This is a genomic window from Erythrobacter sp., from assembly GCA_019739335.1.
Taxonomy (GTDB): Bacteria; Pseudomonadota; Alphaproteobacteria; order Sphingomonadales; family Sphingomonadaceae; genus Alteraurantiacibacter.
Genome location: CP073261.1, coordinates 2,528,779 through 2,552,067, shown reverse-complemented (window position 1 = coordinate 2,552,067; position 23,289 = coordinate 2,528,779). Strand labels below are relative to the sequence as shown.

At 64.5% G+C, this 23,289-nt stretch carries 27 protein-coding genes and 3 tRNA genes; 12 read left to right on the top strand and 18 right to left on the bottom strand.

Features of this window, described 5'->3' with window-relative positions:
* Positions 1-128 precede the first annotated feature (128 nt).
* Positions 129-1,349, top strand: coding sequence for a cation:proton antiporter (locus JY451_12585; protein QZH76717.1), 1,221 nt, complete (start codon positions 129-131; stop codon positions 1,347-1,349).
* Positions 1,339-2,373, top strand: a complete 1,035-nt coding sequence (locus tag JY451_12580; GenBank protein QZH76716.1) for a LacI family DNA-binding transcriptional regulator — start codon at positions 1,339-1,341, stop codon at positions 2,371-2,373. The genes JY451_12585 and JY451_12580 overlap by 11 nt, the downstream gene beginning before the upstream one ends.
* A gap of 31 nt (positions 2,374-2,404) precedes the next feature.
* Here JY451_12580 and JY451_12575 read toward each other — a convergent pair.
* Positions 2,405-2,481: transfer RNA gene (locus JY451_12575), tRNA-Pro, on the bottom strand.
* 162 nt (positions 2,482-2,643) lie between these two features.
* Here JY451_12575 and JY451_12570 point away from each other — a divergent pair.
* The gene (locus tag JY451_12570) at positions 2,644-3,015 is read left to right on the top strand and encodes a thermonuclease family protein (protein QZH74495.1); all 372 of its coding nucleotides are present in this window, start codon (positions 2,644-2,646) and stop codon (positions 3,013-3,015) included.
* A gap of 22 nt (positions 3,016-3,037) precedes the next feature.
* Here JY451_12570 and JY451_12565 read toward each other — a convergent pair.
* Together JY451_12565 and JY451_12560 are read right to left on the bottom strand one after the other, a co-directional pair.
* Positions 3,038-3,113: transfer RNA gene (locus JY451_12565), tRNA-Ile, on the bottom strand.
* Positions 3,114-3,184: 71 nt separating this feature from the next.
* Entirely contained in the window at positions 3,185-4,567 is a 1,383-nt protein-coding gene (locus JY451_12560; protein ID QZH74494.1) for a M20/M25/M40 family metallo-hydrolase, read from the bottom strand.
* A gap of 414 nt (positions 4,568-4,981) precedes the next feature.
* Between JY451_12560 and JY451_12555 the strand changes: the two genes are divergently transcribed.
* The gene (locus tag JY451_12555) at positions 4,982-5,770 is read left to right on the top strand and encodes a hypothetical protein (GenBank protein ID QZH74493.1); all 789 of its coding nucleotides are present in this window, start codon (positions 4,982-4,984) and stop codon (positions 5,768-5,770) included.
* A 77-nt stretch (positions 5,771-5,847) separates the two neighbouring features.
* Here JY451_12555 and rplS read toward each other — a convergent pair whose 3' ends face one another.
* Positions 5,848-6,204: a 50S ribosomal protein L19 gene (gene rplS, locus JY451_12550; GenBank protein QZH76715.1), complete on the bottom strand. Its 357-nt coding sequence runs from the start codon at positions 6,202-6,204 to the stop codon at positions 5,848-5,850.
* A 21-nt stretch (positions 6,205-6,225) separates the two neighbouring features.
* Positions 6,226-7,056 carry a tRNA (guanosine(37)-N1)-methyltransferase TrmD gene (gene trmD / locus JY451_12545; protein QZH74492.1) on the bottom strand — a complete coding sequence of 277 codons (831 nt, stop codon included), beginning with the start codon at positions 7,054-7,056 and terminating at the stop codon, positions 6,226-6,228.
* A gap of 479 nt (positions 7,057-7,535) precedes the next feature.
* On the opposite strand from trmD, the gene JY451_12540 reads away from it, so the two are divergent.
* A complete protein-coding gene (locus tag JY451_12540) occupies positions 7,536-8,444 on the top strand; it encodes an NAD(P)/FAD-dependent oxidoreductase (protein QZH74491.1) in 909 nt (302 codons plus the stop codon).
* Here JY451_12540 and JY451_12535 read toward each other — a convergent pair.
* From JY451_12535 to JY451_12510, 6 genes are all read right to left on the bottom strand, one after another.
* On the bottom strand, positions 8,441-8,749 hold the full coding sequence (locus JY451_12535) for a hypothetical protein (protein QZH74490.1): 309 nt from the start codon (positions 8,747-8,749) through the stop codon (positions 8,441-8,443). The two genes, JY451_12540 and JY451_12535, sit on opposite strands and share 4 nt — an antisense overlap.
* 16 nt (positions 8,750-8,765) lie before the next feature.
* Complete coding sequence (rimM, locus tag JY451_12530) at positions 8,766-9,257, bottom strand: 16S rRNA processing protein RimM (protein ID QZH74489.1); 492 nt, start codon at positions 9,255-9,257, stop codon at positions 8,766-8,768.
* Positions 9,258-9,262: 5 nt separating this feature from the next.
* Positions 9,263-9,814: a 30S ribosomal protein S16 gene (rpsP, locus tag JY451_12525; GenBank protein ID QZH74488.1), complete on the bottom strand. Its 552-nt coding sequence runs from the start codon at positions 9,812-9,814 to the stop codon at positions 9,263-9,265.
* Between the two features lie 33 nt (positions 9,815-9,847).
* Positions 9,848-11,320, bottom strand: coding sequence for a signal recognition particle protein (ffh, locus tag JY451_12520; GenBank protein ID QZH74487.1), 1,473 nt, complete (start codon positions 11,318-11,320; stop codon positions 9,848-9,850).
* A gap of 160 nt (positions 11,321-11,480) precedes the next feature.
* Positions 11,481-11,556, bottom strand: a tRNA-Ala gene (locus JY451_12515).
* A 112-nt stretch (positions 11,557-11,668) separates the two neighbouring features.
* Positions 11,669-11,995, bottom strand: a complete 327-nt coding sequence (locus JY451_12510) for a TIGR02300 family protein (protein ID QZH74486.1) — start codon at positions 11,993-11,995, stop codon at positions 11,669-11,671.
* A 144-nt stretch (positions 11,996-12,139) separates the two neighbouring features.
* Between JY451_12510 and aroA the strand changes: the two genes are divergently transcribed.
* Entirely contained in the window at positions 12,140-13,489 is a 1,350-nt protein-coding gene (aroA, locus tag JY451_12505) for a 3-phosphoshikimate 1-carboxyvinyltransferase (protein QZH74485.1), read from the top strand.
* 113 nt (positions 13,490-13,602) lie between these two features.
* On the opposite strand, the gene JY451_12500 is transcribed toward aroA, so the two are convergent.
* Positions 13,603-13,923 carry a multidrug efflux SMR transporter gene (locus tag JY451_12500; protein ID QZH74484.1) on the bottom strand — a complete coding sequence of 107 codons (321 nt, stop codon included), beginning with the start codon at positions 13,921-13,923 and terminating at the stop codon, positions 13,603-13,605.
* A 182-nt stretch (positions 13,924-14,105) separates the two neighbouring features.
* Between JY451_12500 and JY451_12495 the strand changes: the two genes are divergently transcribed.
* Both JY451_12495 and JY451_12490 read left to right on the top strand, forming a co-directional pair.
* Positions 14,106-15,110 carry a proline iminopeptidase-family hydrolase gene (locus JY451_12495; protein ID QZH74483.1) on the top strand — a complete coding sequence of 335 codons (1,005 nt, stop codon included), beginning with the start codon at positions 14,106-14,108 and terminating at the stop codon, positions 15,108-15,110.
* Positions 15,107-15,736 carry a (d)CMP kinase gene (locus JY451_12490; protein QZH74482.1) on the top strand — a complete coding sequence of 210 codons (630 nt, stop codon included), beginning with the start codon at positions 15,107-15,109 and terminating at the stop codon, positions 15,734-15,736. The genes JY451_12495 and JY451_12490 overlap by 4 nt, the downstream gene beginning before the upstream one ends.
* Positions 15,737-15,855: 119 nt before the next feature.
* Here the strand turns inward: JY451_12490 and JY451_12485 are convergent, their stop codons facing one another.
* Positions 15,856-16,341, bottom strand: coding sequence for a DUF962 domain-containing protein (locus JY451_12485; protein QZH74481.1), 486 nt, complete (start codon positions 16,339-16,341; stop codon positions 15,856-15,858).
* Between the two features lie 370 nt (positions 16,342-16,711).
* Here JY451_12485 and rpsA point away from each other — a divergent pair, with 370 nt between their 5' ends.
* The 4 genes from rpsA (at position 16,712) to JY451_12465 (ending at position 20,182) form a co-directional block, all read left to right on the top strand.
* On the top strand, positions 16,712-18,409 hold the full coding sequence (rpsA, locus tag JY451_12480; GenBank protein ID QZH74480.1) for a 30S ribosomal protein S1: 1,698 nt from the start codon (positions 16,712-16,714) through the stop codon (positions 18,407-18,409).
* Positions 18,410-18,504: 95 nt separating this feature from the next.
* Complete coding sequence (locus tag JY451_12475) at positions 18,505-18,918, top strand: GFA family protein (protein QZH74479.1); 414 nt, start codon at positions 18,505-18,507, stop codon at positions 18,916-18,918.
* Positions 18,915-19,682 (top strand): hydroxyacylglutathione hydrolase, encoded by a 768-nt coding sequence (gloB, locus tag JY451_12470; protein ID QZH74478.1) that lies wholly within the window; start codon positions 18,915-18,917, stop codon positions 19,680-19,682. The genes JY451_12475 and gloB overlap by 4 nt, the downstream gene beginning before the upstream one ends.
* A gap of 77 nt (positions 19,683-19,759) precedes the next feature.
* Positions 19,760-20,182, top strand: coding sequence for a GrpB family protein (locus tag JY451_12465; protein QZH76767.1), 423 nt, complete (start codon positions 19,760-19,762; stop codon positions 20,180-20,182).
* Here the strand turns inward: JY451_12465 and JY451_12460 are convergent, their stop codons facing one another.
* The 5 genes from JY451_12460 to JY451_12440 form a co-directional block, all read right to left on the bottom strand.
* On the bottom strand, positions 20,183-21,064 hold the full coding sequence (locus tag JY451_12460; protein ID QZH74477.1) for an alpha/beta hydrolase: 882 nt from the start codon (positions 21,062-21,064) through the stop codon (positions 20,183-20,185).
* 69 nt (positions 21,065-21,133) lie between these two features.
* The gene (locus JY451_12455) at positions 21,134-21,667 is read right to left on the bottom strand and encodes a hypothetical protein (GenBank protein ID QZH76714.1); all 534 of its coding nucleotides are present in this window, start codon (positions 21,665-21,667) and stop codon (positions 21,134-21,136) included.
* Position 21,668: 1 nt separating this feature from the next.
* Positions 21,669-22,163: an ATPase gene (locus JY451_12450; protein QZH74476.1), complete on the bottom strand. Its 495-nt coding sequence runs from the start codon at positions 22,161-22,163 to the stop codon at positions 21,669-21,671.
* 74 nt (positions 22,164-22,237) lie between these two features.
* Positions 22,238-22,462: a F0F1 ATP synthase subunit C gene (locus JY451_12445; GenBank protein QZH74475.1), complete on the bottom strand. Its 225-nt coding sequence runs from the start codon at positions 22,460-22,462 to the stop codon at positions 22,238-22,240.
* 45 nt (positions 22,463-22,507) lie between these two features.
* Positions 22,508-23,287 carry a F0F1 ATP synthase subunit A gene (locus JY451_12440; GenBank protein ID QZH74474.1) on the bottom strand — a complete coding sequence of 260 codons (780 nt, stop codon included), beginning with the start codon at positions 23,285-23,287 and terminating at the stop codon, positions 22,508-22,510.
* Between the last annotated feature and the right edge of the window lie 2 nt (positions 23,288-23,289).

The following is a 23,289-nucleotide window of genomic DNA, read 5'->3' as shown; positions in this document are numbered from 1 at the left end:
GCATCGAAAGCCATACCCGCAAGGTAGCGCGAATTCGGGGAGCGACAAGGGGGGATACGGGGGAAAGGTTTTCACTCGCGGCTTAACTCCCCCAATCCGCGTGCTATCAGCAGGCCGTGCCGATCACGATCACCACCACCGAACTGTTCCTGCTGGCGCTGATCGTCATCTTCGGCTTGCCATGGCTGGTCTGGCGACTGGGGCGCACCGATTACTTCGCGCCACTGGTGGTGGTGCAGATCCTGTGCGGGATCCTGCTTGGCCCCGGCGTGCTGGGTGCCGTGTTCCCCAACGCCTACGGTTTCGTGTTCACGCCCGAAGTCATCACCGCCCTGAACGGGATCGCCTGGTGGGCAGTGATGCTGTTCGTCTTTGTCGCCGGGATCGAGCTGGACCTGAAGGCGGCCTGGCGCTGGCGCGGGGAAACCGGAGTGACAGCCGGACTGGCGCTGGGCATGCCGATGCTGCTGGGCTGCGGCGCGGCGTTTCTCATCCTGAAGATCGGTGCCCGCTCGGACTGGATCGGGCCGCTGGGGCGCGACTGGCAATTCGTGCTCGGCATGGGCATGGCCGCGGCCGTTACCGCGCTGCCGATCCTGGTGCTGTTCCTCGAAAAGCTGGCAATCCTGCGCAGCCCGCTCGGCCAGCGGATCCTGCGGTATGCCAGCCTCGATGACCTGTTGATCTGGGGTGTGCTGGCGCTGATCCTGCTCGATTGGGAGCGGGTCGGGCGGCAGGCGATGTTCCTCACGCTGCTCGTCCCCGCCGTATTTGCCATTCGCGCGCTGATGGCGCGGGTGGCAGAGAAGGACCGCTGGTACATCGGGCTGGTCTGGCTCGCGGCGCTCGGCTTCGCAGCGGATTGGGCGGGACTGCATTACATGGTCGGCGCGTTCCTCGCAGGGGTGGCGCTCGATGCCGAATGGTTCGGCTTGGAGAAAATGGACCGTTTCCGCGACACGATCCTCCTCACCATCATGCCGGTCTTCTTCCTTTCCACCGGCCTGCGCACCAACTGGGACGGCGGCGGCCCGGCGGTGTTCGCGGCGGCAGGCATCCTGCTGGTGGCATCGGTGGCGGGCAAGCTGGGCGGCGTGGCGTTGGCCGGACGTTATCTGAGATGGAAACCGGGAGAGGCGTGGCTGATCGGCTGGCTGCTCCAGACCAAGGCGCTGATCCTGATCATTTTTGCCAACGTGCTGCTGGACAAGCAGATCATTACCGGAGCGACCTTCACCGCCGTATTGCTTTGCGCGGTGGCGAGCACCATGCTGTCCATCCCGATGGCGACCCCTGCCCTGCATAAGCTGCGGGCGGGCCATGATTCAAATGCCGACCATGCCGCGTGAGACCCCCCCCACTTATCGTGTCACTTCGTTCGAAGTGGCCGAGCGAGCGGGCGTGAACCAATCTACCGTCAGCCGCGCGCTTTCGGGGGACCCCTCGATCACGCCGCAAACCCGCGACAAGGTGCGCGCTGCTGCCGACGCGCTGGGCTACCGCGTCGATTCCCGCGCGGCGCGGTTGCGCAGCGGCAAGACCCGCACGCTCGCCATCGTCGTCATCGCCCGCCCCGGCATGGGCGCGACCGAGATCAACCCGTTCCATTACAACCTCCTCGGCAGCACTTGCGCGGCGGCGGCGGAGAAAGGCTACCAAGCGCTGGTCTCGTTCCAGTCCGCGCCCGAACATTTCGACCGCGACTACGTCGAGACGCGGCAGGCCGATGCGGTGATCCTGCTCGGCACCAGCACCAACGATGCGGCGTGGGAATACCACCGCCCGCTGCTGGGCCGTGCGGATGTGGCAAGCTGGGGTTCCCCCTTCGCCGATCACGACCGGGTGGATTCGGACAATGTGCAAGGCGCGCGGCTGGCGATCGAGCGCCTGCTGGCGGGCGGCCATCGAGGGATCGTGTTCATCGGCAATACCGGCACCACCCAGAACCAGTTTCGCGAACGCTATCTCGGCTATCGCGCGATGCTGGCAAAGGCGGGACTTCACGCGGCGGAACCGGTGTTTGTCGACGCGCCGCTGCGGGTGGATCAGGGTCGCCACTCGCTTGATGCGCTGATCGCTAGCGGGCGCGTGTTCGACGGGATCTTCTGCGCCTGCGATGCGATTGCGCTAGGCGTGCTCAATCGGCTGCGCGAGCTTGGAATGGCGGTGCCGGGCGATGTCGGCGTGGTCGGCTTCGACGGGCTCGGCAGCGGTGCCTACAGCAACCCGCCTTTGACTACGATCGAGCCAGATTTCCGGCAGGCAGGCGTGCTGCTTGTGGAAGCCGCACTCGGCGGCGAGGCACAACCGGGCAAGGCACGCGCGCCAGTGCGGCTGGTGGAGCGCGGGAGCGTACGCAAAATCGATAGCTGAGGTCGGTCAGATTTTTCGCGTCAGCGAAAAATGGTCGGGGAGACAGGATTCGAACCTGCGACCCTCTGTTCCCAAAACAGATGCGCTACCAGGCTGCGCCACTCCCCGGACCGCTGTGGCCCTTAGGATTAGCACCGTTGCGGTGCAAGCAAGAAAGCCGATCATCGGTGGAGATCGCCCGCGCTTCCCCGCAATAGCCCTTAGGTTAAGTCTCCGCTTTGGCGCCTGATCCACGCGAAAGCGCACGGCCTTGCCGCCAATCTGGGAGGCATGATCGCCGAACTCGTCGCCCTCACACTCGCCTGCTCCGTCACCGACGGGGACACCATCCGCTGTGGGGACGAGCGAATCCGCATCACCGGGATCGATGCGCCCGAAACCCGCGCCTGCCGTCAGGGCCGGCAGTGCGTAGCAGGCGACGGGCAGGCATCGAAGCGCGCGCTGGAAGCGCTGGTGGACGGCGCGGCGCTCTCCATCGTCCGGCTGGGGCAGGACCGGTATGGCCGCACACTGGCGGTAGTCTATGCCGACGGGGCCAACATTGCCTGCGCGCAACTTGCGGACGGGCAGGCGCACTATGTGGCGCGCTGGGATGACGACGGGCTGGTGGCAGCGGATTGCCCCGCCCTCACCCACGCATGATTTCCCCAAAACGCACGAAGGCTGGTGGGCCCGGCAGGATTCGAACCCGCGACCTAGCCGTTATGAGCGGCCAGCTCTAACCGCTGAGCTACAGGCCCTTGACCAGCCATTCGTGCGCGCGTGCCCCTAAACCTTGCGCCGGTTCCCGGCAAGCGCGCTTGACCCAAGTCTATTGGGCCGCAATCGGATCTGCCCCCATGAAGGAGCCGGGATGATTGGCGAGCACGGCCGCCACTGCCGTCCACGCCGCCACGTTTTGCGCCAGTTCGCCCGGATCGACCTTGTCGAGCGTATCGTTGGCGGTGTGATGCAGGTCGAAATAGCGGCTGCCGTCCTGTTGCAGATCGATGATCGCCCCGCCCTGATCGCGCAGGATATTGAGGTCTGCCCCTCCCGTTGCGACGATTTGCGGCGCGGGCAGGACGCCGAAACCTTCCACGGCGCGCGCCAGTCGCGCGAACAGCGCCGGGTTGGAGCGGGAGAAGTTGGTCTCCAGCCGCCAGATCAGCCCGGCACCGAAATCGCTTTCCAGCCCGACGCCGATTTCCTCATCGGCATGGGCGGCGGAATAGGCGGCGCTGCCCCACAGTCCGGTCTCCTCCGCGCCCGCGAACAGCACCCGGATCGTGCGCAGCGGCTGGCCCTGCTCCGCAACCCGCAGTGCGGAAGCGGCGGCGATGGCGCAGCCCGAAGCGTCATCGACCGCGCCGGTGCCATTGTCCCAACTGTCGAGATGGCAGGCGAGCAGCACGGGCGGCAACGAGGGATCGCGCCCGACAATCTCGCCGGTTACATTGCCGCTCGGCGTCATGCCGAAGTGCTGCGGCGTGAGCAGCAGTTCGACCGACACTGGTGCGCCGCGTTCGAGCATCCGCTCCAGGTTGTCGGCATCGGGATTGCTCAGCGCGGCGGCGGGGATCGGTTCCACGCCTTCGGGCCAACTGGTCGCGCCGGTGTGCGGCAGGCGGTCATTATCGCTGCCGATCGAGCGGATCAGCACCGCCGCTGCGCCCTTCTGCGCGGCAATGCCGGGGCCCTGCCGCCGGGGCGAACCGAAATAGCCGTAATGCGATCCGTCCTGCGTGGCGCGCATTGCGTTGCCGAGATAGACGATCTTCCCCGCCAGACTGCCATCGGGAACCGCGCGCAATTCGTCGAGGCTGGCGAAATGTACAATTTCGCCGGTGATCCCCGCGTCGGGTGTCGCTCCACTGTATCCCAGCGCCGTCAGTACCAGCGGCTGCGCAAAGGCACCGATCACCCGCGCCCGCTCCTGCCCGCGCACCCAGGTGTTATGCATGAACGGCTCGTCCACGACATTGGCAAAACCGCGCGCGCGCAGCCATTCCACCGCCCAGGCCCGCCCGCGCGCCTCGTCGTCGGTCCCGGCAAGGCGCGGGCCGACTTCGGTCGTGATGCCTTCGAGAAAGTCCCAGGCGATCTCGTCATGGGCGCCCGGCTCCATGCCGTAGCGGCTGTCATAACGCTGGGCAGTTGCGGTGGCGGGAATGGCAAGCGAGAGCGCGGCAAGCGCGAGGAGAGTGTGCTTCATGCCAGGATGGCTAGGCGAGTTGGGGGACAGAAGGCAAGCAAGACTATCGACAGCGACCACCGAAAGGGCAGCGCGGCGCGCGGGTGCCAAGACTGTCGAACGTCCCGATCGTGCGGCCCCGAACTTGGTCACCGCCCGATTTAACCGACGCCAACGATTCGGAAAATATGACCATGGCCTAAAGTCTGTGTTCTCCCGGTCGCACATTGATGCGAGGCGAACCACACCGGAATATTTGCGAAACACACAGTAACGTTCTCCAAATAATATCTTGCATTAACAATACTTTGGCAATTTCTACTGCTGATAAATGCTTAACGGCAGATAACAGCTGCATTCAGCCTCCGCGCAATGTCGCAGGTTTAGCAAGTATTCAGGGATGGAGGTCCTGTAAACTCTTGAAGGAGACAAGTAATGGCTACTCGTTTTGGGACAGACGGCACCGATTTGATCTTCGGGACCGAAATTGATGATTTTCTCTATGGTTACGCTCGCGGGCGCAAGGCTTTCGATATCGGGGCCGACCGCATCGATGGCGGCAAGGGTAATGACTTCATCGACGGGGCTGGCGGTAATGACATTCTCGCCGGCGGAGAAGGCGATGACCGCATCTACGGCGGACTCGGCAACGACCGGATCGACGGCGGCAAGGATCAGGATCGCCTGTTCGGTGAAGCCGGGGCCGACCGCATCGCCGGGGGCGAAGGTCACGATCTGATCGATGGCGGCGACGGAAACGATATACTGAACGGCAACGACGGGGACGATATTGTCCGCGGCGGCACCGGGCGCGATTTCCTCTATGGCGACGATGGCGATGACCGGCTCGACGGCGGCATCGGCAACGATGTGCTGTTCGGCGGCGAAGGAACCGACGTGCTGCTCGGCGGTGCCGGGCGTGACGTCCTGAACGGCGGCATCGGCCAGGATTTCCTGAGGGGCGGTGCCGATGCCGATACCTTCGTCTTCCGAGGCCAATGGGATTTCGACACGATCATCGATTTCCAGAACGGACTCGACAAGATCGACCTGCGCGGCAACGGCCTGACCTTTGCCGACATGAACTTCGAAATGGTCGATGCCGACAGCGATGGCAATACCGACGATCTGCTGATCAAGAGCGACATCGGTGCGGTTGGCGAAATCGCGCTGCTCAATACGCCCATGGCGCAAATCGGGATCGAAGATTTCATCTTCGCCTGATCCCTCACAAACGAAAAGCCCCCGGAACGCAGCCTGCGTCCCGGGGGCTTTTTGTTGCCTGTCGCTGAGCGCGGCGCTTACTTGCTCACGTTCTCGCGGCGCTCGGCAATGCGGGCGCGCTTGCCGGTCAGCCCGCGCAGATAGTAGAGCTTGGCGCGACGCACCACGCCGCGGCGGACCACGGTGATGCTGTCCACGATCGGCGAGTAGAGCGGGAACACGCGCTCCACGCCTTCGCCGAAGCTCATCTTGCGGACGGTGAAATTGCTGTTGATGCTCCGGTTCGAGCGGGCGATGCACACGCCTTCGAAGTTCTGGATACGCTCGCGGGTACCTTCGATAACCTTTACGCCGACGCGAACGGTATCGCCGGCACGGAACGCGGGAATGTCTTTCCCGAGGGCCTGGATAGCTTCCGCTTCCAGCTGCTGAATCAGGTTCATGGCCTGTTGGTCCTAATCTTCATGCCGCGCGCCAGAGGCAGGCTGACCCGGAGTGCCCCCGTGGCGCTCCCAAAGATCGGGCCTGCGTAACCGTGTGTCTTCCTCCGCGCGGGCTTTCCTCCACGCGGCAATCCTCGCATGATCCCCCGATCGCAGCACTTCAGGGATCGTGCGCCCTTCCCATTCAACAGGTCGGGTATATTGCGGGTATTCGAGCAATCCGTCTTCGAAGGATTCCTCAGCCCCGCTGGAAGCCGCGCCCATTACGCCGGGAAGCAGGCGAATGCAAGCATCGAGTATGGCCAGAGCGGCGGGTTCTCCGCCCGAGAGGACGATGTCCGCCAGGCTGACCTGTTCGATCTGCGGCCGGGCCTCGAACAGGCGTTCGTCGAAGCCCTCGAACCGGCCGCAGAGCAGGACGATTCCGGGGCCGGAGGCGATTTGGCGCACGCGTTCCTGCGTGATCGGTTTGCCGCGCGGGGTCATGGCGAGAATGGGGCGATTCACTAAAAGCCCCTCCCGCTTGCGCGAGGGGTTGGGGTGGGCCTGTTCCTGAGCGGTTGCTTCAATCCCGACAGGCCCAACCCCGGCCTCTCCCGCAAGCGGGAGGGGAGTCAGCGAATCCAGCGCACTCGCCAGCACATCGGCCTTCAACACCATCCCCGCCCCGCCGCCTGCGGGCGTGTCGTCGACCGTGCGGTGCTTGTCAGTGGCGAAATCGCGGATCTGCACCGCCTCGCAAGCCCAGTCCCCCCGCTCCAGCGCGCGGCCTGCCAGCGATACGCCGAGCGGGCCGGGAAACATCTCCGGGTAGAGGGTGAGCACGGTGGCGGTGAAGGTCATGTCTCTTTCTGTCTGGTTGTGAACCACATGGTGACCGGAATTGAGATGCAAAGACTGAAGATCGGCCACAGAAGAATGAATTGGAAAGCGCTGTCGAAGCGTTCGAAATCAGGATCGCACCAAAATGCAAACGAGTTCTCACATGGTTCGGACAGGTAAAGTCTATAGAGACCGTATCCTATTGAAAGAAATGGCAGGGTGAGAAGGCTTGAAGCCCAGTAGCCAAATCCGGATGTCGATCTCAAAAGCCGTCGCCAGAGCACGTTAATCCAGTACGATGCCAAGACCGTCCCGACACTGATCGAAAGCCAGGTGAGGATCAATTGCGTCGAACTTAGCTCCATTTCACATCGACCATTTCTTCGCTCCGCAATCGGGCTTCAAGCCGTGGAAGAGAGAGAGAGCACGGTAGCGGCGTAGGTCATCGCATCGCCCTAACTTCGCCGGGAGCCATAAGCCAGCCCGCCCGTTATCACGCCATGGACGATTGCATCATCATCGGTGGTGGGCCGGCGGGGCTGACGGCGGCGATTTACCTGGCGCGGTACCTGCTCGATATCCGGCTGTTCGACTGCGGAACCAGCCGCGCCACGCTGATTCCGCGCACGCACAATCACGCGGGTTATCCTGATGGGGTGCCCGGTGCCGAGCTGGTCGGGAACATGATGCAGCAGGCGCTGAAGTTCGGAGTGGTGCGCGAGGAGAAGAGAGTGACCCATCTCGCCCGCGCGGACGATCACTTCATAGTCGGCACCGACGGGGGCGCCTTCACTGCGCGCACGGTGCTGCTGGCGACGGGCGTGTTCAATCGTCATCCCCCCGGCATGGCGGATGACCTGCACGATGAAGCGCTGGAGCGCGGCCTGCTGCGCTACTGCCCCGTGTGTGACGGATATGAAGTGATCGACCGCCGGGTGGGCGTGATCGGGACGGGGAAACACGGCACGGCCGAAACCTTGTTCCTGCGCGGCTTCACCCGCGACCTGACGCTGGTTTCTCCCGACAGCGCCCACGAGCTGCCCGATGAATGCCGCAAAGAGCTGGATGCAGCGGGAATCGACCGGGTGGCTGGCCCTTGCGGCGCCTACGCCATTCGCGGCGATCGGCTGGCTGTCGAGACTGCCAGGGGATGGCTCAGCTTCGAGAGCGTCTATCCAGCCCTCGGCAGCGATGTCCGGTCCGAACTGGCGCAGGCCGTGGGGGCGAAGGTGGGTGAAGGGGACTGCATCATCGTGGACCGGAAGCAACGCACCTCTGTGGCGGGGCTCTATGCTGCGGGAGATGTCACCATCGGCCTCGACCAGATCGGGCACGCGATGGGCGCAGCCGGGATAGCGGCGACCGATATCCGGAACATGCTTGCGGCAGAACGGCCTTTACGCCGCTAGGCAAAGGTATCCGGATCGATCGAAACGCTGTCTCCGATCCTGCGGGAAATAATGATCGCTCCTGGCAGCGAAGCTGCGGTGCCCGATGCAAGGACAAGGGCACAGATTACGGCCACAATTGCCAGGCTTTCGCCACCTTCAGACAAGACCGGCACGAGGATCAGAACCGTGGCGGCAATTCCCGCACCGAGGGCACCGAGTGCTGCACGCTTGCTCACGGTGGAACTGCCACCCCAGAGATGAATGCTGGCGACGACGCCCGCGGCAAAGCCGTTGAGGATCACGATGCCTATTGTCAGGGTCAATATCCCGACAAGCACTTCATTCCTCCGCGAAAGCTGCGGTCACCACCAGCTGTTCGGCATTCCACTCCGGCACGGCTTCGATCCGCATCGGGACCATGAATTTCTTGCCGTCGGGGCGCCGGATCTCGATCACGTCGCCCGCGCCGAAATCCTCGACCGCGATCACCTCCCCGAGCGGTTCACCGGCATCGGAGACCGCCGCGAGGCCCAGCAGATCGGCGTGATAATACTCGCCCTCCCCCAGCAGCGGCAGCGCGCTGCGAGGCACCGTCAGCACGGTGCTGCGCAGCCGTTCGGCCGTGGTGCGATCGGGGATCTCGGCGAACCGGGCAATCGCCCCGCCCTTTCCGTCGTCACGCAGCTTGGTGAGCGTGAAGGCGCCGTTGTTGAAGCTCTTGTGCGGCTTGAACGAGGCCAGCCCTTCGCCGAACAGCTTCAGCCGGACTTCGCCCGCCACTCCGTGCGCGCCAGCGATGGCGGCGAGAGTGACGGGCTTGTCCGTAACCAAGGGGATCAGCCCTCGGCCTTTTCTTCAGCAGCAGGAGCTTCCTCGGCAGGAGCAGCTTCTTCGGCGGCAGGCGCTTCTTCAGCTGCAGGCGCTTCCTCAGCGGCAGGCGCTTCCTCGGCGGCAGGTGCTTCCTCGGCGGCAGGTGCTTCCTCGGCGGGCGCTTCTTCCACGGTTTCTGGAGCCGGAGCTTCGGCCGCAGCCTTGGCAGCTTCCTCGGCTTCGGCAGCCTTGGCGGCCTTTTCTTCAGCGCGTTCCTTGGCGGCGTCGCCCGGTTCGCCCTTCTTCGGGTTGTTGCGTGCCGGACGCTCCTTGATGCCCGCGACATCGAGGAAGCGGGCCACGCGGTCGCTCGGCTGTGCGCCGACGCCCAGCCAGTAGCGGATGCGATCTTCAATCAGGCGCACGCGGTTCGTGTCATCCTTGGCGAGCAGCGGGTTGTAGGTGCCCAGCTGCTCCAGATACTTGCCATCGCGCGCGCGGCGACTGTCGGCCACGACGATGCGATAATACGGGCGCTTCTTGGCGCCACCGCGCGAGAGGCGGATTGAAACTGACATAGTCTATTACCTTTCCAAACTAAATTTCTGTAATCATTTCTTTTTCAAAAAGTCTTGCAGCTCGCTTGGCAGCTGACCGCCGGGCAGACCCGGCATTCCGCCACCTGGCAGGCCGGGCGCACCGCTCGGCGAGCCACCCATTCCACCCATGCCGCCGCCGAACATCGCCGCGAGGCCTTTCAGCCCGCCCATCTTGCGGATCTGCTTCATCGCGCGGCCCATTTCCTGGTGCATCTTGAGGATCTTGTTGACCTCCTGCACCGAGGTGCCGCTGCCTGCTGCCACGCGCTTCTTGCGCTTGGCGTTGAGCAGTTCGGGCTTGGCGCGTTCCTTTGGTGTCATCGAAGTGATGATCGCATCCATGTGCACCAGCACCTTGTCGTCCATGCCGCTGTTGGCCATGGCCGCCTTGGCCTTCTTCATGCCCGGCATCATGCCCGCGAGCATCCCCAGCCCGCCCATGTTCTGCATCTGCTGCAATTGCTTGCGCAGATCGTTCATGTCGAACTTGCCCGCCATCATGCGCTTGGCAAGTTCCTCGGCATCTTCCGCCTTGATGCTTTCGGCGGCCTTCTCGACCAGCGACACGACATCGCCCATGCCGAGGATCCGGTCGGCCACGCGCGCGGGGTGGAAGCGTTCGATCGCGTCGAGCTTTTCGCCGGTGCCCGCGAACTTGATCGGCTTGCCCGTCACCGCACGCATCGAGAGCGCCGCACCGCCGCGCGCATCGCCGTCCATGCGGGTCAACACTACCCCGGTCAGCGGCACTTCGCTGGAGAAGCTCTGCGCCACGTTGACCGCGTCCTGACCGGTCAGGCTGTCCACCACCAGCAGCACTTCGGCGGGCGTAGAAACACCGGCAACCGCCTTCATTTCCGCCATCAGTGCTTCGTCGACATGCAGGCGGCCCGCGGTATCGAGCAGCAGCACGTCGAAATTCTGCAGCCGCGCTGCATCGAGCGCGCGGCGGGCGATGTCCACCGGCTGCTGCCCGGCCACGATCGGCAGGGTGGCGACACCGGCCTGCTCGCCGAGGATCGCCAGCTGTTCCTGCGCCGCCGGACGGTTGACGTCGAGCGAAGCCATCAGCGGCTTCTTGCCCTGCTTTTCCTTCAGCAGCTTGGCGATCTTGGCGGTGCTGGTGGTCTTGCCCGACCCTTGCAGGCCGACCATCATCACCACGGCCGGGGGGCGAACATCGAAATTGAGCGGCACCGCATCGCCGGCACCGGCTTCGGAGCCGCCGAGCATTTCGACCAGCTCGTCGTTGACGATCTTGACGACCTGCTGCCCCGGTGTGACCGAGCGCAGCACTTCCTGGCCTACTGCCCGTTCGGTAACACGGGCAATGAAATCGCGCGCCACCGGCAGCGCCACGTCGGCTTCGAGCAGCGCCACGCGCACTTCGCGCATGGCATCGCGCACGTCCTGATCGCTGAGCGCACCGCGACCGCGCAGGCGGTCGAAGACCCCGTTCAGGCGATCGGACAGGCTTTCGAACATGCGTTCACTGCTCCACTGCCGCCTTCGGGGAGCAAAACGCACACCGAAAGCAAATGCCAAAAACGCCGGCGGACGAAACCTCGTCAGCCAGCGTGAGTCCGTAGACCCGCTCAAAACTATGCCCTGCCAGCGTGGCGGGGCGTTACTCGTCTCTATTCGATGGTGGAGCCTAGCGGGATCGAACCGCTGACCTCTACAATGCCATTGTAGCGCTCTCCCAGCTGAGCTAAGGCCCCGCGCCATCGATTTGGCCTGTCTAGCAGACAGGCATCCGACTGCCAATGCGGCCGGGAGGCAGGCCTTTATGGGCGAGCCGTTCCCGACGCAAGGGCAAATTAAGCGATCAAATCAGATTTCGTCTTCTTTCCCGTCATCGCCGGTATCGACTCCCAAATCGTCGTCGCCGCCAAGATCGACATCGTTGTCGGGCGAGACCTCGTCGTCATCGACGTCGATATCGTCCAGATCGTCGTCACCCAGGTCCGAATCGGATTCCTTCTCGACCTTTTTCTTCTCTTCCTCGAACGGGATCGGTTGCTTGGACTTCAGCACCGGCTCGGGCGTCCATTCGTTGCCGCATTCGATGCAGGTGACGGGATCTTCCTTGTTCAGATCGTAGAAGCGTTCACCGCATTTGGGGCAAGTGCGCTTGGTGCCCCATTCTGGCTTGACCATGTGTATGTCCTTAAAACTCGTCCGGAGGTTTCCGGGAAATTCGTATGCGGTCCGCTGGGCAGCGGATTCGCAGGCGGGCGCGCCTTGCCATAGGCCTATCGCACTGTCAAAGCCGCGCCGTCCATTCGCCAGATAGGTTGCCGCGTGAGCCATTCCAACCCGCCCTCCCCCAAGCGCTTTTCCGCCGCCGGTCCACTGACCGGGCGCATTGCCGTGCCGGGCGACAAGTCGATAAGCCACCGCTCGCTGATGCTCGGCGCGCTGGCGGTGGGCGAAACGCGGGTTTCCGGCTTGCTGGAAGGTGAAGACGTGCTCGCCACTGCCGCCGCGATGCGGGCAATGGGTGCGACGATTGTGCGCGAGACAGATGGCACGTGGAGCATTCACGGCGTCGGCGTCGGGTCGCTGCTCCAGCCGGAGCAGGCGCTCGACATGGGCAATTCGGGCACCAGCACGCGGCTGCTGATGGGTCTGGTCGCCAGCCATCCAATCCGCGCGGTGTTCACCGGCGATGCCAGCCTTTCCAAGCGCCCGATGGGGCGGGTGATCGAGCCTTTGAGCCAGATGGGCGCGGCGTTCGAAGCGAGCCCCGGAGGCACCCTGCCGCTGATGCTGCGCGGCATTTCGCCCGCCGTGCCGATCACCTATCGCCTGCCGGTGGCCTCTGCGCAGGTGAAAAGCGCGGTGCTGCTCGCCGGGCTCAACACCGCCGGCATCACCACGGTGATCGAACCCGTCCCCACCCGCGACCATTCCGAACGAATGCTGCGGGGTTTCGGCGCCAAGCTGGAGGTGGGCGAAGAAAATGGCGTGCGCGTGATCCGCATTCACGGCGAAGCGGAGCTGCGCCCGCAGACGATCGTGGTTCCCGGCGATCCCAGCTCCGCCGCCTTCTTCGCTGTCGCCGCCTTGCTGGTGCCGGGCAGCGACCTGCTGATCGCCAATGTCGGCCTCAATCCCACCCGCGCCGCGCTGTTCGACGTGCTGCGGGCGATGGGCGGAAGCATCGAGGAGCAGAACGTGCGCGAGGTGGGCGGAGAGCCGGTGGCGGACCTGCGCGTGCGGCATTCGGCGCTGACCGGGGTGGATGTCGATCCCGCCGTCGCGCCCGCCATGATCGACGAATTCCCCGTCCTGTTCGTCGCCGCCGCGCTGGCGCAGGGCACCACGACCACTCGCGGGCTGGACGAACTGCGGGTGAAAGAGTCGGACCGCCTCGCCGCGATGGCCGCCGCCTTGACGTTGGCTGGCGCGCGGGTGGAAGAGCGCGAGGACGGGCTGGTTATTGAGGGAACCGGCGGGGACCTGCTCCCCGGCACGCCCGAAGGCGCGGCAGTGGCGACGCACCTTGACCACCGGATCGCGATGAGCATGGCGGTAGCCGGGCTGGCGAGCCGCGATGGCGTGATGGTCGATGACACCGCGCCGATCGCGACGAGTTTTCCGACTTTTGAGAGATTGCTCGAAAGCGCTACCCAGTCCCCCTCCCGCTAGCGAAAGGGGTTAGGGGTGGGAGCGACCACCCGAGCGGTTTCAGGCCCACCCCCGACCGCTGGGGCTTCGCCCCCTCTTCGAGTCCCCGCTAGCGGGAGGGGAGGAAGTCTTACTCAAACCGGCGTCGAAAGCTTCATCAGCACCAGTCCGCCGACGATCATTACTGCCGCCACTACTCGCATCGCGGTCAGCGCTTCGCCCAACATGACGATGCCGAGAACAAACGCGCCCACCGCGCCGATGCCGGTCCAGATCGTGTAGGCGGTGCCCAGCGGCAATTGCTTCATCGCCAGCGCCAGCAGGGTGAAGCTGGCGATCATCGCGACGATCGTCACCACTGCGGGCACGGGACGGGTAAAGCCGTCCGACAGTTTCATCGAATAGGCCCAGACCACTTCGAGCAATCCGGCAACAAACAGGTAAATCCACGCCACGGCAGCCTCCTTCTCGGGCCGCCGGGCCGTCCCGGACTTGAACGCTCCGCCCCTTCGCTGGGGTGGAGCACGAGGGACGTGGCCGCCGCGCGCGCAAGATAGGGGTGATTTGGCGGTTCTCAAGACAGTGCAGGGCGGTTAGGGCCGCGAGGGTGTGCCACGCGAGAGGAACCACGCGAACCATGAGACTGCCCGCACTTGTCGCTGCCCTGTTGCTCGCCTTCGCTCCGGTCCCACTCGCTGCGCAGGATGTGGCGCTCCCCGCCACCCCCGCCGCATGGTCTGCACCTGATCGCGAGCTGATGGTGCCGGTCGAAGGCGGGCGGGTGTGGGTGCGGGTCAATGGCGACCTCGACGCCGGGGCCGAGCCGGCCATTTTCGTTCACGGCGGCCCCGGCGGCACGCATGACGTGTTCGGCGAAATTCTCCCGCTGGCGGACGAACGCGCGGTGATCCTCTACGACCAGCTCGACAGCGGCATGTCCGATCATCCGGGCGATCCGGCCAACTGGCGGGTCGAGCGGTTCGTGGCCGAGCTCGAGGCGATCCGGCAGGCGCTCGGCGTCGAACGCTGGCATGTGGTCGGCCACAGCTGGGGCGCGGCGCTGGCATTGGAATATGCCGCCGCCAATCCGCAGCACACCGCCTCTGCCGTGCTGGCTGGGACCTATATCTCCACCCCGCACTGGATCATGGGCACCAACCTGCTGATCCGCGAATTGCCCGATGCAGTGGCGAGCGATATCATCGCCTGCGAGGCTGAACGCGCTCCCGCCGAAACTGACTGCGCCGCTGCTACAAACGCCTTCTATGCCGAATTCAACGGTCGTGCGGACCGCCCCGCGACCTCTCCTCAGGCCCGCGAATACCGCCGCCGCTTCAACGGGCGCGGCTTCAACCCGGTGCTCTACAACGCGATGTGGGGCCCGAGCGAATTCTCCGCACGCGGCACGCTGGTCGGCTACGATGGCACCCCGCTGCTCGCCCGTGTTGACGGAAGCCGGGTGCTGTTCATGATCGGCCAGTACGACGAGGCGCGGCTGGATACGGTGCAGGATTTCCTTCGCCTCACGCCCGGCGCGGAAATGGCGGTAGTGCCCGGCGGATCGCACGCCTTCCCCATCGAACGCCCCCGCGAAACCGAGGCCCTGCTGCGCGGCTGGCTGGCGCGGAAGGATGCGCAATGATCATCGCCGTCGACGGACCGACGGCCTCGGGCAAGGGTACCATCGCCAGGGCGCTCGCCGCGCATTTCCGCCTGCCCCATCTCGATACCGGGCTGCTCTACCGCGCGGTGGGCTTCGAGGTCCGCGAACGTGGCGGCGATCCGGACGATCCCGCCGATGCGCTGGCCGCATGCAACTTCGCCGAGGAATTGCTCGGCCATCCCGAACTGCGCAGCGAAGCGAGCGGCGGCCTCGCCAGCCGCGTTTCGATCCATCCCGCCGTGCGCGATGCGCTGTTCGCCCGCCAGCGGCTGTTCGCCACCCAGCCCGGCGGAGCGGTGCTCGACGGGCGCGACATCGGCACGGTGATCGCGCCCGATGCCGACGTGAAGCTCTACGTCACCGCCAGTGTTGCCGAACGGGCCGCGCGCCGCTTTGCCGAAATGCGCGCGGCGGAGCGCGAAGTGACGCTGGAGGAGATCGTGGCGCAACTTGAACGCCGCGACGCGCGCGACATGGGCCGCGAGGATGCGCCGCTGGCGGTGGCGGCAGATGCCTACGTGCTGGATACTACCGAGCTTGATCGTGCTGCGGCGATTGCGGCGGCGATTGGGGTGGTTGAGGCGGCTGCCAAAGACCAGCCCTGACCCCTACCACTCCCGCTCATGCTGAGCTTGTCGAAGCACAGCCACCAAGGTTGCCCAACGGCTGGGCTGATCTAGTGGCTGCCCTTCGACAGGCTCAGGGTGAGCGGATGTGGGTAGAATCAACCCGCCCCCTCAACCTCCCTGCGCAGCCCCCGCATTAACCCCAAAGCAAACAGCCCTTCCGCCACCACGAACAGCGGCCCCACCAGCAAGCTGCGCAGATCGTCCACAAAAGCAGGCTTGCGGCCTTCGTAGTGGTGGCCAAGGAACTGCAAGGCCCAGCCGACCACGAACAGCCCGATCCCGCCACCCAGCCACGCCGTGTCCGAAATCGCCGCAATCTGGCTGCCCACGCTGACGAACAGCGCCAGCAGCAGGGTCATCAGCAGGCCCAGCTTCAGGTCGAGCCGCAGGTACCACACCGCCGCCAGCGCGCTCGCCACCACGGCAGGAGTCAGCGCAAAACCCGCAAGCGGCCATGCCGGTCGCGCCAGCAGCACTTCCAGTGCCAGCAAGATCATCGGAATGCCCAGCGCATGGGTCAGCACATTGCGCCGGTCGCGGTGGTATTCGCCATACCTGGCGATGGTCTGGGCAGCGGTCATGGCGCTTTCCTACAGCCAATCACCCGTGCGAGAAAGCGCCGCGATGTCTGTCCTTCTCACCTCCAGGCCGCACAAGTGGTTCCGGCACTACTCATCCTCCGCGACTTTTCTCCCCTTGAACCGTGTAACACCCGATCCATGTCTGCCTCTGGACTCGCGCGACAGCACCCCATTTCGCTTGCCTTTCACGCCCTTCTCGCCTAGGCGCGCGACCGTTCTCGAAGTCTTTGATCGAAGGAACCCGCGTGCAGGCATCCGGCCTTTCGCGGCAGCGGCCCTCTTGCTCCGTTGGCCCCGCAATCGTGCGGGAGACGGATAAAGACCCGGGTAAAACCCGTGGCCGGTAGCAAATGTGAAGGATACCCCAATCATGGCAACTTCTGCCAATCCCACCCGCGACGATTTCGCGGCAATGCTCAACGAACAGCTCGGCGGCGCCGATGAAGGCTTCGAAGGCCGCGTCGTCAAGGGCACCGTCACCGCCATCGAAAACGGCATGGCCGTCATCGACGTCGGCCTGAAGAGCGAAGGCCGCATCTCCCTGCGCGAATTCGAACGCGGCGAAGGTGATCATGGCCTTTCCGTCGGCAGCGAAGTCGAAGTCTTCGTTGACCGGGTCGAGAACGCCGACGGCGAAGCAATGCTCAGCCGCGACCGCGCCCGCCGCGAAGCCGCATGGGACAAGCTGGAAAGCGAATTCGGCGAAGGCAAGCGCGTCGAAGGCCGCATCTTCGGCCGCGTCAAGGGCGGCTTCACCGTCGATCTCGATGGCGCCGTGGCCTTCCTCCCCGGCAGCCAGGTCGATATCCGCCCGGTGCGCGACGTGCAGCCGCTGATGGACATGCCGCAGCCGTTCCAGATCCTCAAGATGGATCGCCGCCGTGGCAACATCGTCGTCTCGCGCCGCGCCGTGCTCGAAGAAACCCGCGCCGAACAGCGCAGCGAACTGATCGACAAGCTCGCCGAAGGCCAGATCACCGAAGGCGTGGTCAAGAACATCACCGATTACGGTGCTTTCGTCGATCTCGGCGGCATCGACGGCCTGCTGCATGTCACCGACATGAGCTACAAGCGCGTCAACCACCCCAGCGAAGTGATCGAAATCGGCCAGACCGTGGCCGTGCAGATCATCCGCATCAACCCTGAAACCCAGCGCATCAGCCTGGGCATGAAGCAGCTCGAAAGCGATCCGTGGGATGGCGTCGGTGCCAAGTATCCGGTTGGGGCAAAGGTTTCCGGCCAGGTTACCAACATCACCGAATACGGCGCCTTCGTGGAACTGGAAGCGGGCATCGAAGGCCTCGTCCACGTTTCGGAAATGAGCTGGACCAAGAAGAACGTCCACCCCGGCAAGATCGTCTCGACCTCGCAGGAAGTCGATGTGATGGTGCTCGAAGTCGATGCCGACAAGCGCCGCATCTCGCTCGGCCTCAAGCAGGCGCAGCGCAATCCGTGGGAAGAATTCGCCGATGCCAACCCGGTCGGTTCGACCGTCACCGGCGAAGTCAAGAACGCTACCGAATTCGGCCTGTTCATCGGCCTGCCGGGCGACGTGGACGGCATGGTCCACATGTCCGATATCGCTTGGGGCATTTCGGGTGAAGACGCGCTGGCACTGCACCGCAAGGGTGAAGAAGTGCAAGCCGTGGTGCTCGATGTCGATGTCGACAAGGAGCGCATCAGCCTCGGCATGAAGCAGCTCGAAAAGGGTGCTCCGGCCGAAGGTGGCCAGGCAGGCAGCCTGCGTCGCAACGAAGTCGTCACCGTCACCGTGCTCGAAGTCCGCGATGGCGGCCTCGAAGTGCAGGTGGGCGAAGATGGTGCAACCGGCTTCATCAAGCGCTCGGACCTCGGCCGCGACCGTGACGAGCAGCGTCCGGATCGCTTCCAGGCCGGCCAGCAGATCGATGCCATGGTCATCGGCTTCGACCGTTCGAAGAAGCCCAACTTCTCCATCAAGGCGCACCAGATCGCCGAAGAGAAGGAAGCCGTGGCCCAGTTCGGTTCCGCCGATTCGGGTGCATCGCTGGGCGACATCCTCGGCGCGGCGCTGAAGAAGGGCGAGTAACTCTCCCCTTCCCGCGAGGGAAATCAGAAAGGCCCGCTTGCCAATCGGCAGGCGGGCCTTTCCTACATCCGGCAACCGTGTAATCTGGCGCCACGATGCCCAAGCGCCACGCCAGTTGCCAATGCGGAGCCCTGACCGCCGAAATCACCGACAAGGCGGAAGCGACGACAGTCGTGTGCCATTGCCTCGATTGCCAACGTCGCACCGGCTCCGCCTTTGGCGTGATCGCCTATTACCCGAAGGACAAGGTTCGGCTGGCCGGAGAGGCTACCGAATTCACCCGGCCCACCGATGAAGGGCGCACCTTCACCCACGGCTTCTGTCCCGCTTGTGGCAGCACCGTCTGGGCCAAAGCCGACAAGCTGCCGACAATGATCGGCGTGCCACTCGGCGCCTTCGCCGATCCGCTGTTCGGCAAACCCGCGCGTTCGGTGTACGAGCGCAGCAAGCATTACTGGGTCGCGCTTCCGGCCAACGTGCCGCGTCATCCGATGGGGAGGAATACATGAGCACCGACATTGCGATCCACCAGTTCCCGTGCCTGAGCGACAATTACGGCTTCCTGGTCCATGACTTGGCCACCAAGCAGACCGCCTGCATTGACACGCCCGATGCCGCCGAATGCCTCGCCCAGGCGGAAAAGCGCGGCTGGACCATCACCCAGATCTGGAACACCCACTGGCATCCGGACCATGCGGGCGGGAACGAGGCGATCAAGGCGGCGACCGGCTGCACGATTATCGGCCCCAAGGCTGAGGCGGACAAGATCCCCGGCCTTGATCGCGGAGTGCGTGAAGGCAATCTGGTCAAACTCGGTAATCACACCGCGCAGGTGATCGATGTGGGCGGACACACCGGCGGACACATCGCCTACAACCTGATCGATTACGAAGTGGCTTTCGTTGGCGATGCGCTGTTCGCGCTGGGCTGCGGGCGGATGTTCGAAGGCACGCCGGAGCAGTTCTGGACCAGCTTGTCCAAGCTCAAGAAGCTGCCCGAAGATACTCTGCTGTTCTGCGCGCATGAATACACGCAGGCCAATGCCAAGTTCGCGCTGCACGCCGATCCGGACAACGAAGTGCTCAAGGAATATGCCGCATGGGTGGACACCAAGCGCGCCGAGGGGGCACCCACGGTGCCGTTCAGTCTGGAGCGCGAGCTGGAGACAAACCCCTTCCTGCGTGCCGACGATCCAGCGATGATGGCGCGCTGGGGCGGCACCACGCCGCCAGAGACCTTCGCGGCGCTGCGGGCGGCCAAGGATGCGTTCTGATCGACGCAATAGTCCTGTGCGACCATGATCCGGCGTGGGCGGAGCTGTTCGCCCACGAAGCTGCGGCGCTGCGTGATGTGCTCGCCCCGCTTGAGGTGACGCTCCACCATATCGGCAGCACCGCCGTTCCGGGGCTGTTGGCCAAGCCGGTAATCGATATGCTGATGGTTGTCGGGAGTATTGCCACTCTGGATGCCAACGCAGCGGCCCTCGAAAGGCTCGGCTATCAGGCCAAGGGAGAGAACGGGGTCACTGGACGGCGCTATTTCGTCCAACGGGGAGAGGATGGTGCGAGGCGCTTCCACCTCCACGCCTTCGCCGAAGGAGCGCCGCAGATTGCCGCGCATCTTGCCTTCCGGGACCGGTTGCGGGCCAATCCTGCCCTTGCCGACGATTATGCCATGCTGAAAGGCGCGATCCTCGCTGATGGTGCCCCCACCCGCGCGGACTACGAAGCGGCGAAGGCGGGCTTCATCACCCGCGTTATCGCCCTGCCCTGATCAGTCGCTTGCGGGAGCAAACAGGCCGCGATCGGTCATCCATTCGATGATACGTTCGGGCCAGTTCTGCAGGCTCACCAGATCGGTGGCTTCGCCCATGTTGTAAGCGTGGCCGCCCTCCTGATAGACGTGCAGCTCGACCGGGGCACCCGCTGCACGGTAGGCGAGGAACAGATCGATGGTCGGCTGCGCGCAGCATTCGTCGTCGTTGGCGACGGACAGCAACACAGGCGGCGCATCAGGAGTAATCGCTTCGTCAGCACTGTTGAGGGGGCCGGGGAACACAAGAATGCCGAAATCGGGGCGTGGGTCCAGTCGGTCGGTTGCATCGCCCGCACCCGGCGGCGTGACCGGCGGGCTCAGCATTGTCATCCGCGCCAGCTCGCCGCCGGCGGAAAAGCCGATTACGCCCACCCGCTCCGGGTCGATCCCAAACTCGCCGGAGCGCTGGCGGATAATCCGCATCGCCCGCTCGGCATCCTGCCGCGGGCTCTCGACCGTCCACGGGACACCCGGCTCACGGAACAGGCGATAGTAGAGCACGAAAGCGTCGACACCATGATCAGCAAACCAGCGCGCAACAGCCACGCCCTCGGTCGTGGTGACGAGGTTCTCGTGCCCGCCGCCCGGCATGATCAGCACCGCCGCCCCACTCCGCGCCCACGGCTGCGGGGCATAGTGCCAGATCGCGGGATCGTTGATCGAGCGGGTCCACCATTCGGCGGATTGTTCGGGAAGATCGCGGCGCTCCTCGAAGCCGGGGACGCCTTGTTCCCACAGTGCAATGCGCTCAGCGCCGGTGTGATCGGTCTGCGCAAGCGCCGTACCGGGCAAGCCCGCAACCAGCGCCAAAGCCAGACAGATAGCTGAGATCAAACGCATCAAGGCCTCCCCGAAGACCTGACGGACTGCGGGAAAGCCTGGGATGCGTCAATCGGCAAGTGCCGATGATCAGAAGTTGGCGATCACCTCGTCCGCCAGCGCGCGGTCGGCTGCGGCATTGTGGTGGCCCGCGATCAGCTTAGCCGCAGCGGCAGTGGAAGCGTCAGCGGCCTGCGCCCGCAACTCGGCAACTGCCTGGCGTTCGGCAGCGGCGATCTTGTCGGTCGCCATGCGTTCGCGGCGAGCGATCATCGCGGTGGTATCGTCCTGCGCCTTGGCGACAATCCCCTCGGCCTCGCGCCGCGCGTTGGCGAGCATGGCTTCGGCGTCCTTCTCGGCCCCGGCAATCTTGGCAGCATATTCGGCACGCAGTGCCTCGGCCTCGGCGCGAAGCTGCTTCGCTTCATCCAGATTGTCGCGGATGGCCTTGATCTTGTTGTCCAGCCCGCCGCCGATGACCTTGTGGACCTTGGCCCCCAGGAAAGCGATCAGCAGCAGTACCAGCATGGCCATCGAAACCCACTGGTAGGGCTCCAGTCCCAGCAGCGAAGGCGCGGCATGGGTTGCGGCCTCACCGTGTGCAGCGGCGAGAGTGTCCAGCATGTTAGCCACGAGCCATTACCTCCTGCACGGCAGCGCGCGCCGCTTCGGGAGCCACGCTGATATTGGCGATCCGCGCGGCGATATCCTGCGCGGCTTCGGCCGCCACGGTCTCAATTTCGGCCGCCGCTTCCGCGCGGCTGGCGGCAATGCGCGCTTCGGCAGCTTCAAGCTGGGTATCGATCCCGGCCTGCACCTGTGCGAGCTTGGCCTCGGTCGATTTCTGCGCCGCTGCCTTGGCTTCGTTCACCAGCGCCTGCGCCGCTTCGCGATTGTCGTTCTCGCGCTGACGCCAGGCAAGCTCCTGCTGGTCCGCCGCGTCACGTGCAGCCTGCGCGGCGGCAAGATCGCTGGCGATCTGGCTGTCACGCATGCCCACTGTGTCCATCACCTTGGGTAGCATACCCTTGCCGACAACGACATAGACAAGCCCGAAGATGACCAGCAGCCAGAACAGCTGGCTGGACCAGATTTCGGACATTTGGGCGATTTGGGGCATGGACGGATTCCGGGTGTAGGCAGGAAATCAGAACCTGGCCGGCCCGGCGATGATCGCCCGGCCGGCCGAATTCATCAAACGAAGAGGATGATCATCGCCACGACGAAGGCGAGCAGGCCGAGCAGTTCGGCGGCCGCGAAGCCGATGAACAGGCGGCCCTGCTGGCCGTCGGCCGCACCCGGATTGCGCAGCGCGCTTTCGAGGAACGAGCCGAAGACGTTGCCCACGCCGAGCGCAGCCATGCCCGCGCCGATTGCGGCGAGACCGGCACCAATCATCTTGGCAGCTTCGAGATCCATGAGATAATCCTTTCAAGTAAATTCGTTATGCGGGGAAGTTGAAACTCAGTGCAGGTGCTCGGCGTCGTTGATGTAGAGCGACGAGAGCAGTGCGAAAACGTAGGCCTGGATACCGGCGACGAGGATTTCCAGCGCGCAGATGGCGACCATCAGCAGGAAGCTGGGTACGCCCACCAGCAGGCCGAAACCCGCGCCGGCGTTCCAGCCGTCGATAACGAAGCTGGACAGCACTTCGAGCAGCACGTGCCCGGCCATCATCGCCACGAACAGTCGCAGGCCGAGGCTGAAGGGGCGGAACAGGAACGAGATGAACTCGATCGGCGCGATCACGAACACCATCGGCAGCGGGGTTCCGGCGGGCACGAACAGGCTGAAGAAGTGCAGCCCGTGCTTCCAGAAGCCGACGATCAGCACGATCGCAAAGCTCATGATCGCCATTACGCCGGTCACGGTGAAATGGCTGGTGAAAGTGAACGGGTGGACGCCGACAAGGCCCAGCGGCATCAGGCCGAGCAGGTTGGCGAACAGGATGAACATGAACAGGCTGAAGATATAGGGCACATACTTGCGCCCGGCCTTGCCCACATTGGCTTCCAGCATGTCGTCAATAAAGCCGGTGAAGGTTTCCACCATCATCTGCCAGCGACCGGGGACGAGCTGCTGCTTCATCCCGCCGATCATGAACACGAACAGCACCACCGCCGTGATCAGCATCCACAGCGCGGAGTTGGTGAAGGCCAAATTATAGCCACCCACCACGAACAGGTCCTCCGTACCGAGCAGCGGCTCGACGGTGAACTGGTGCATCGGATCAACCTTGGCCATTT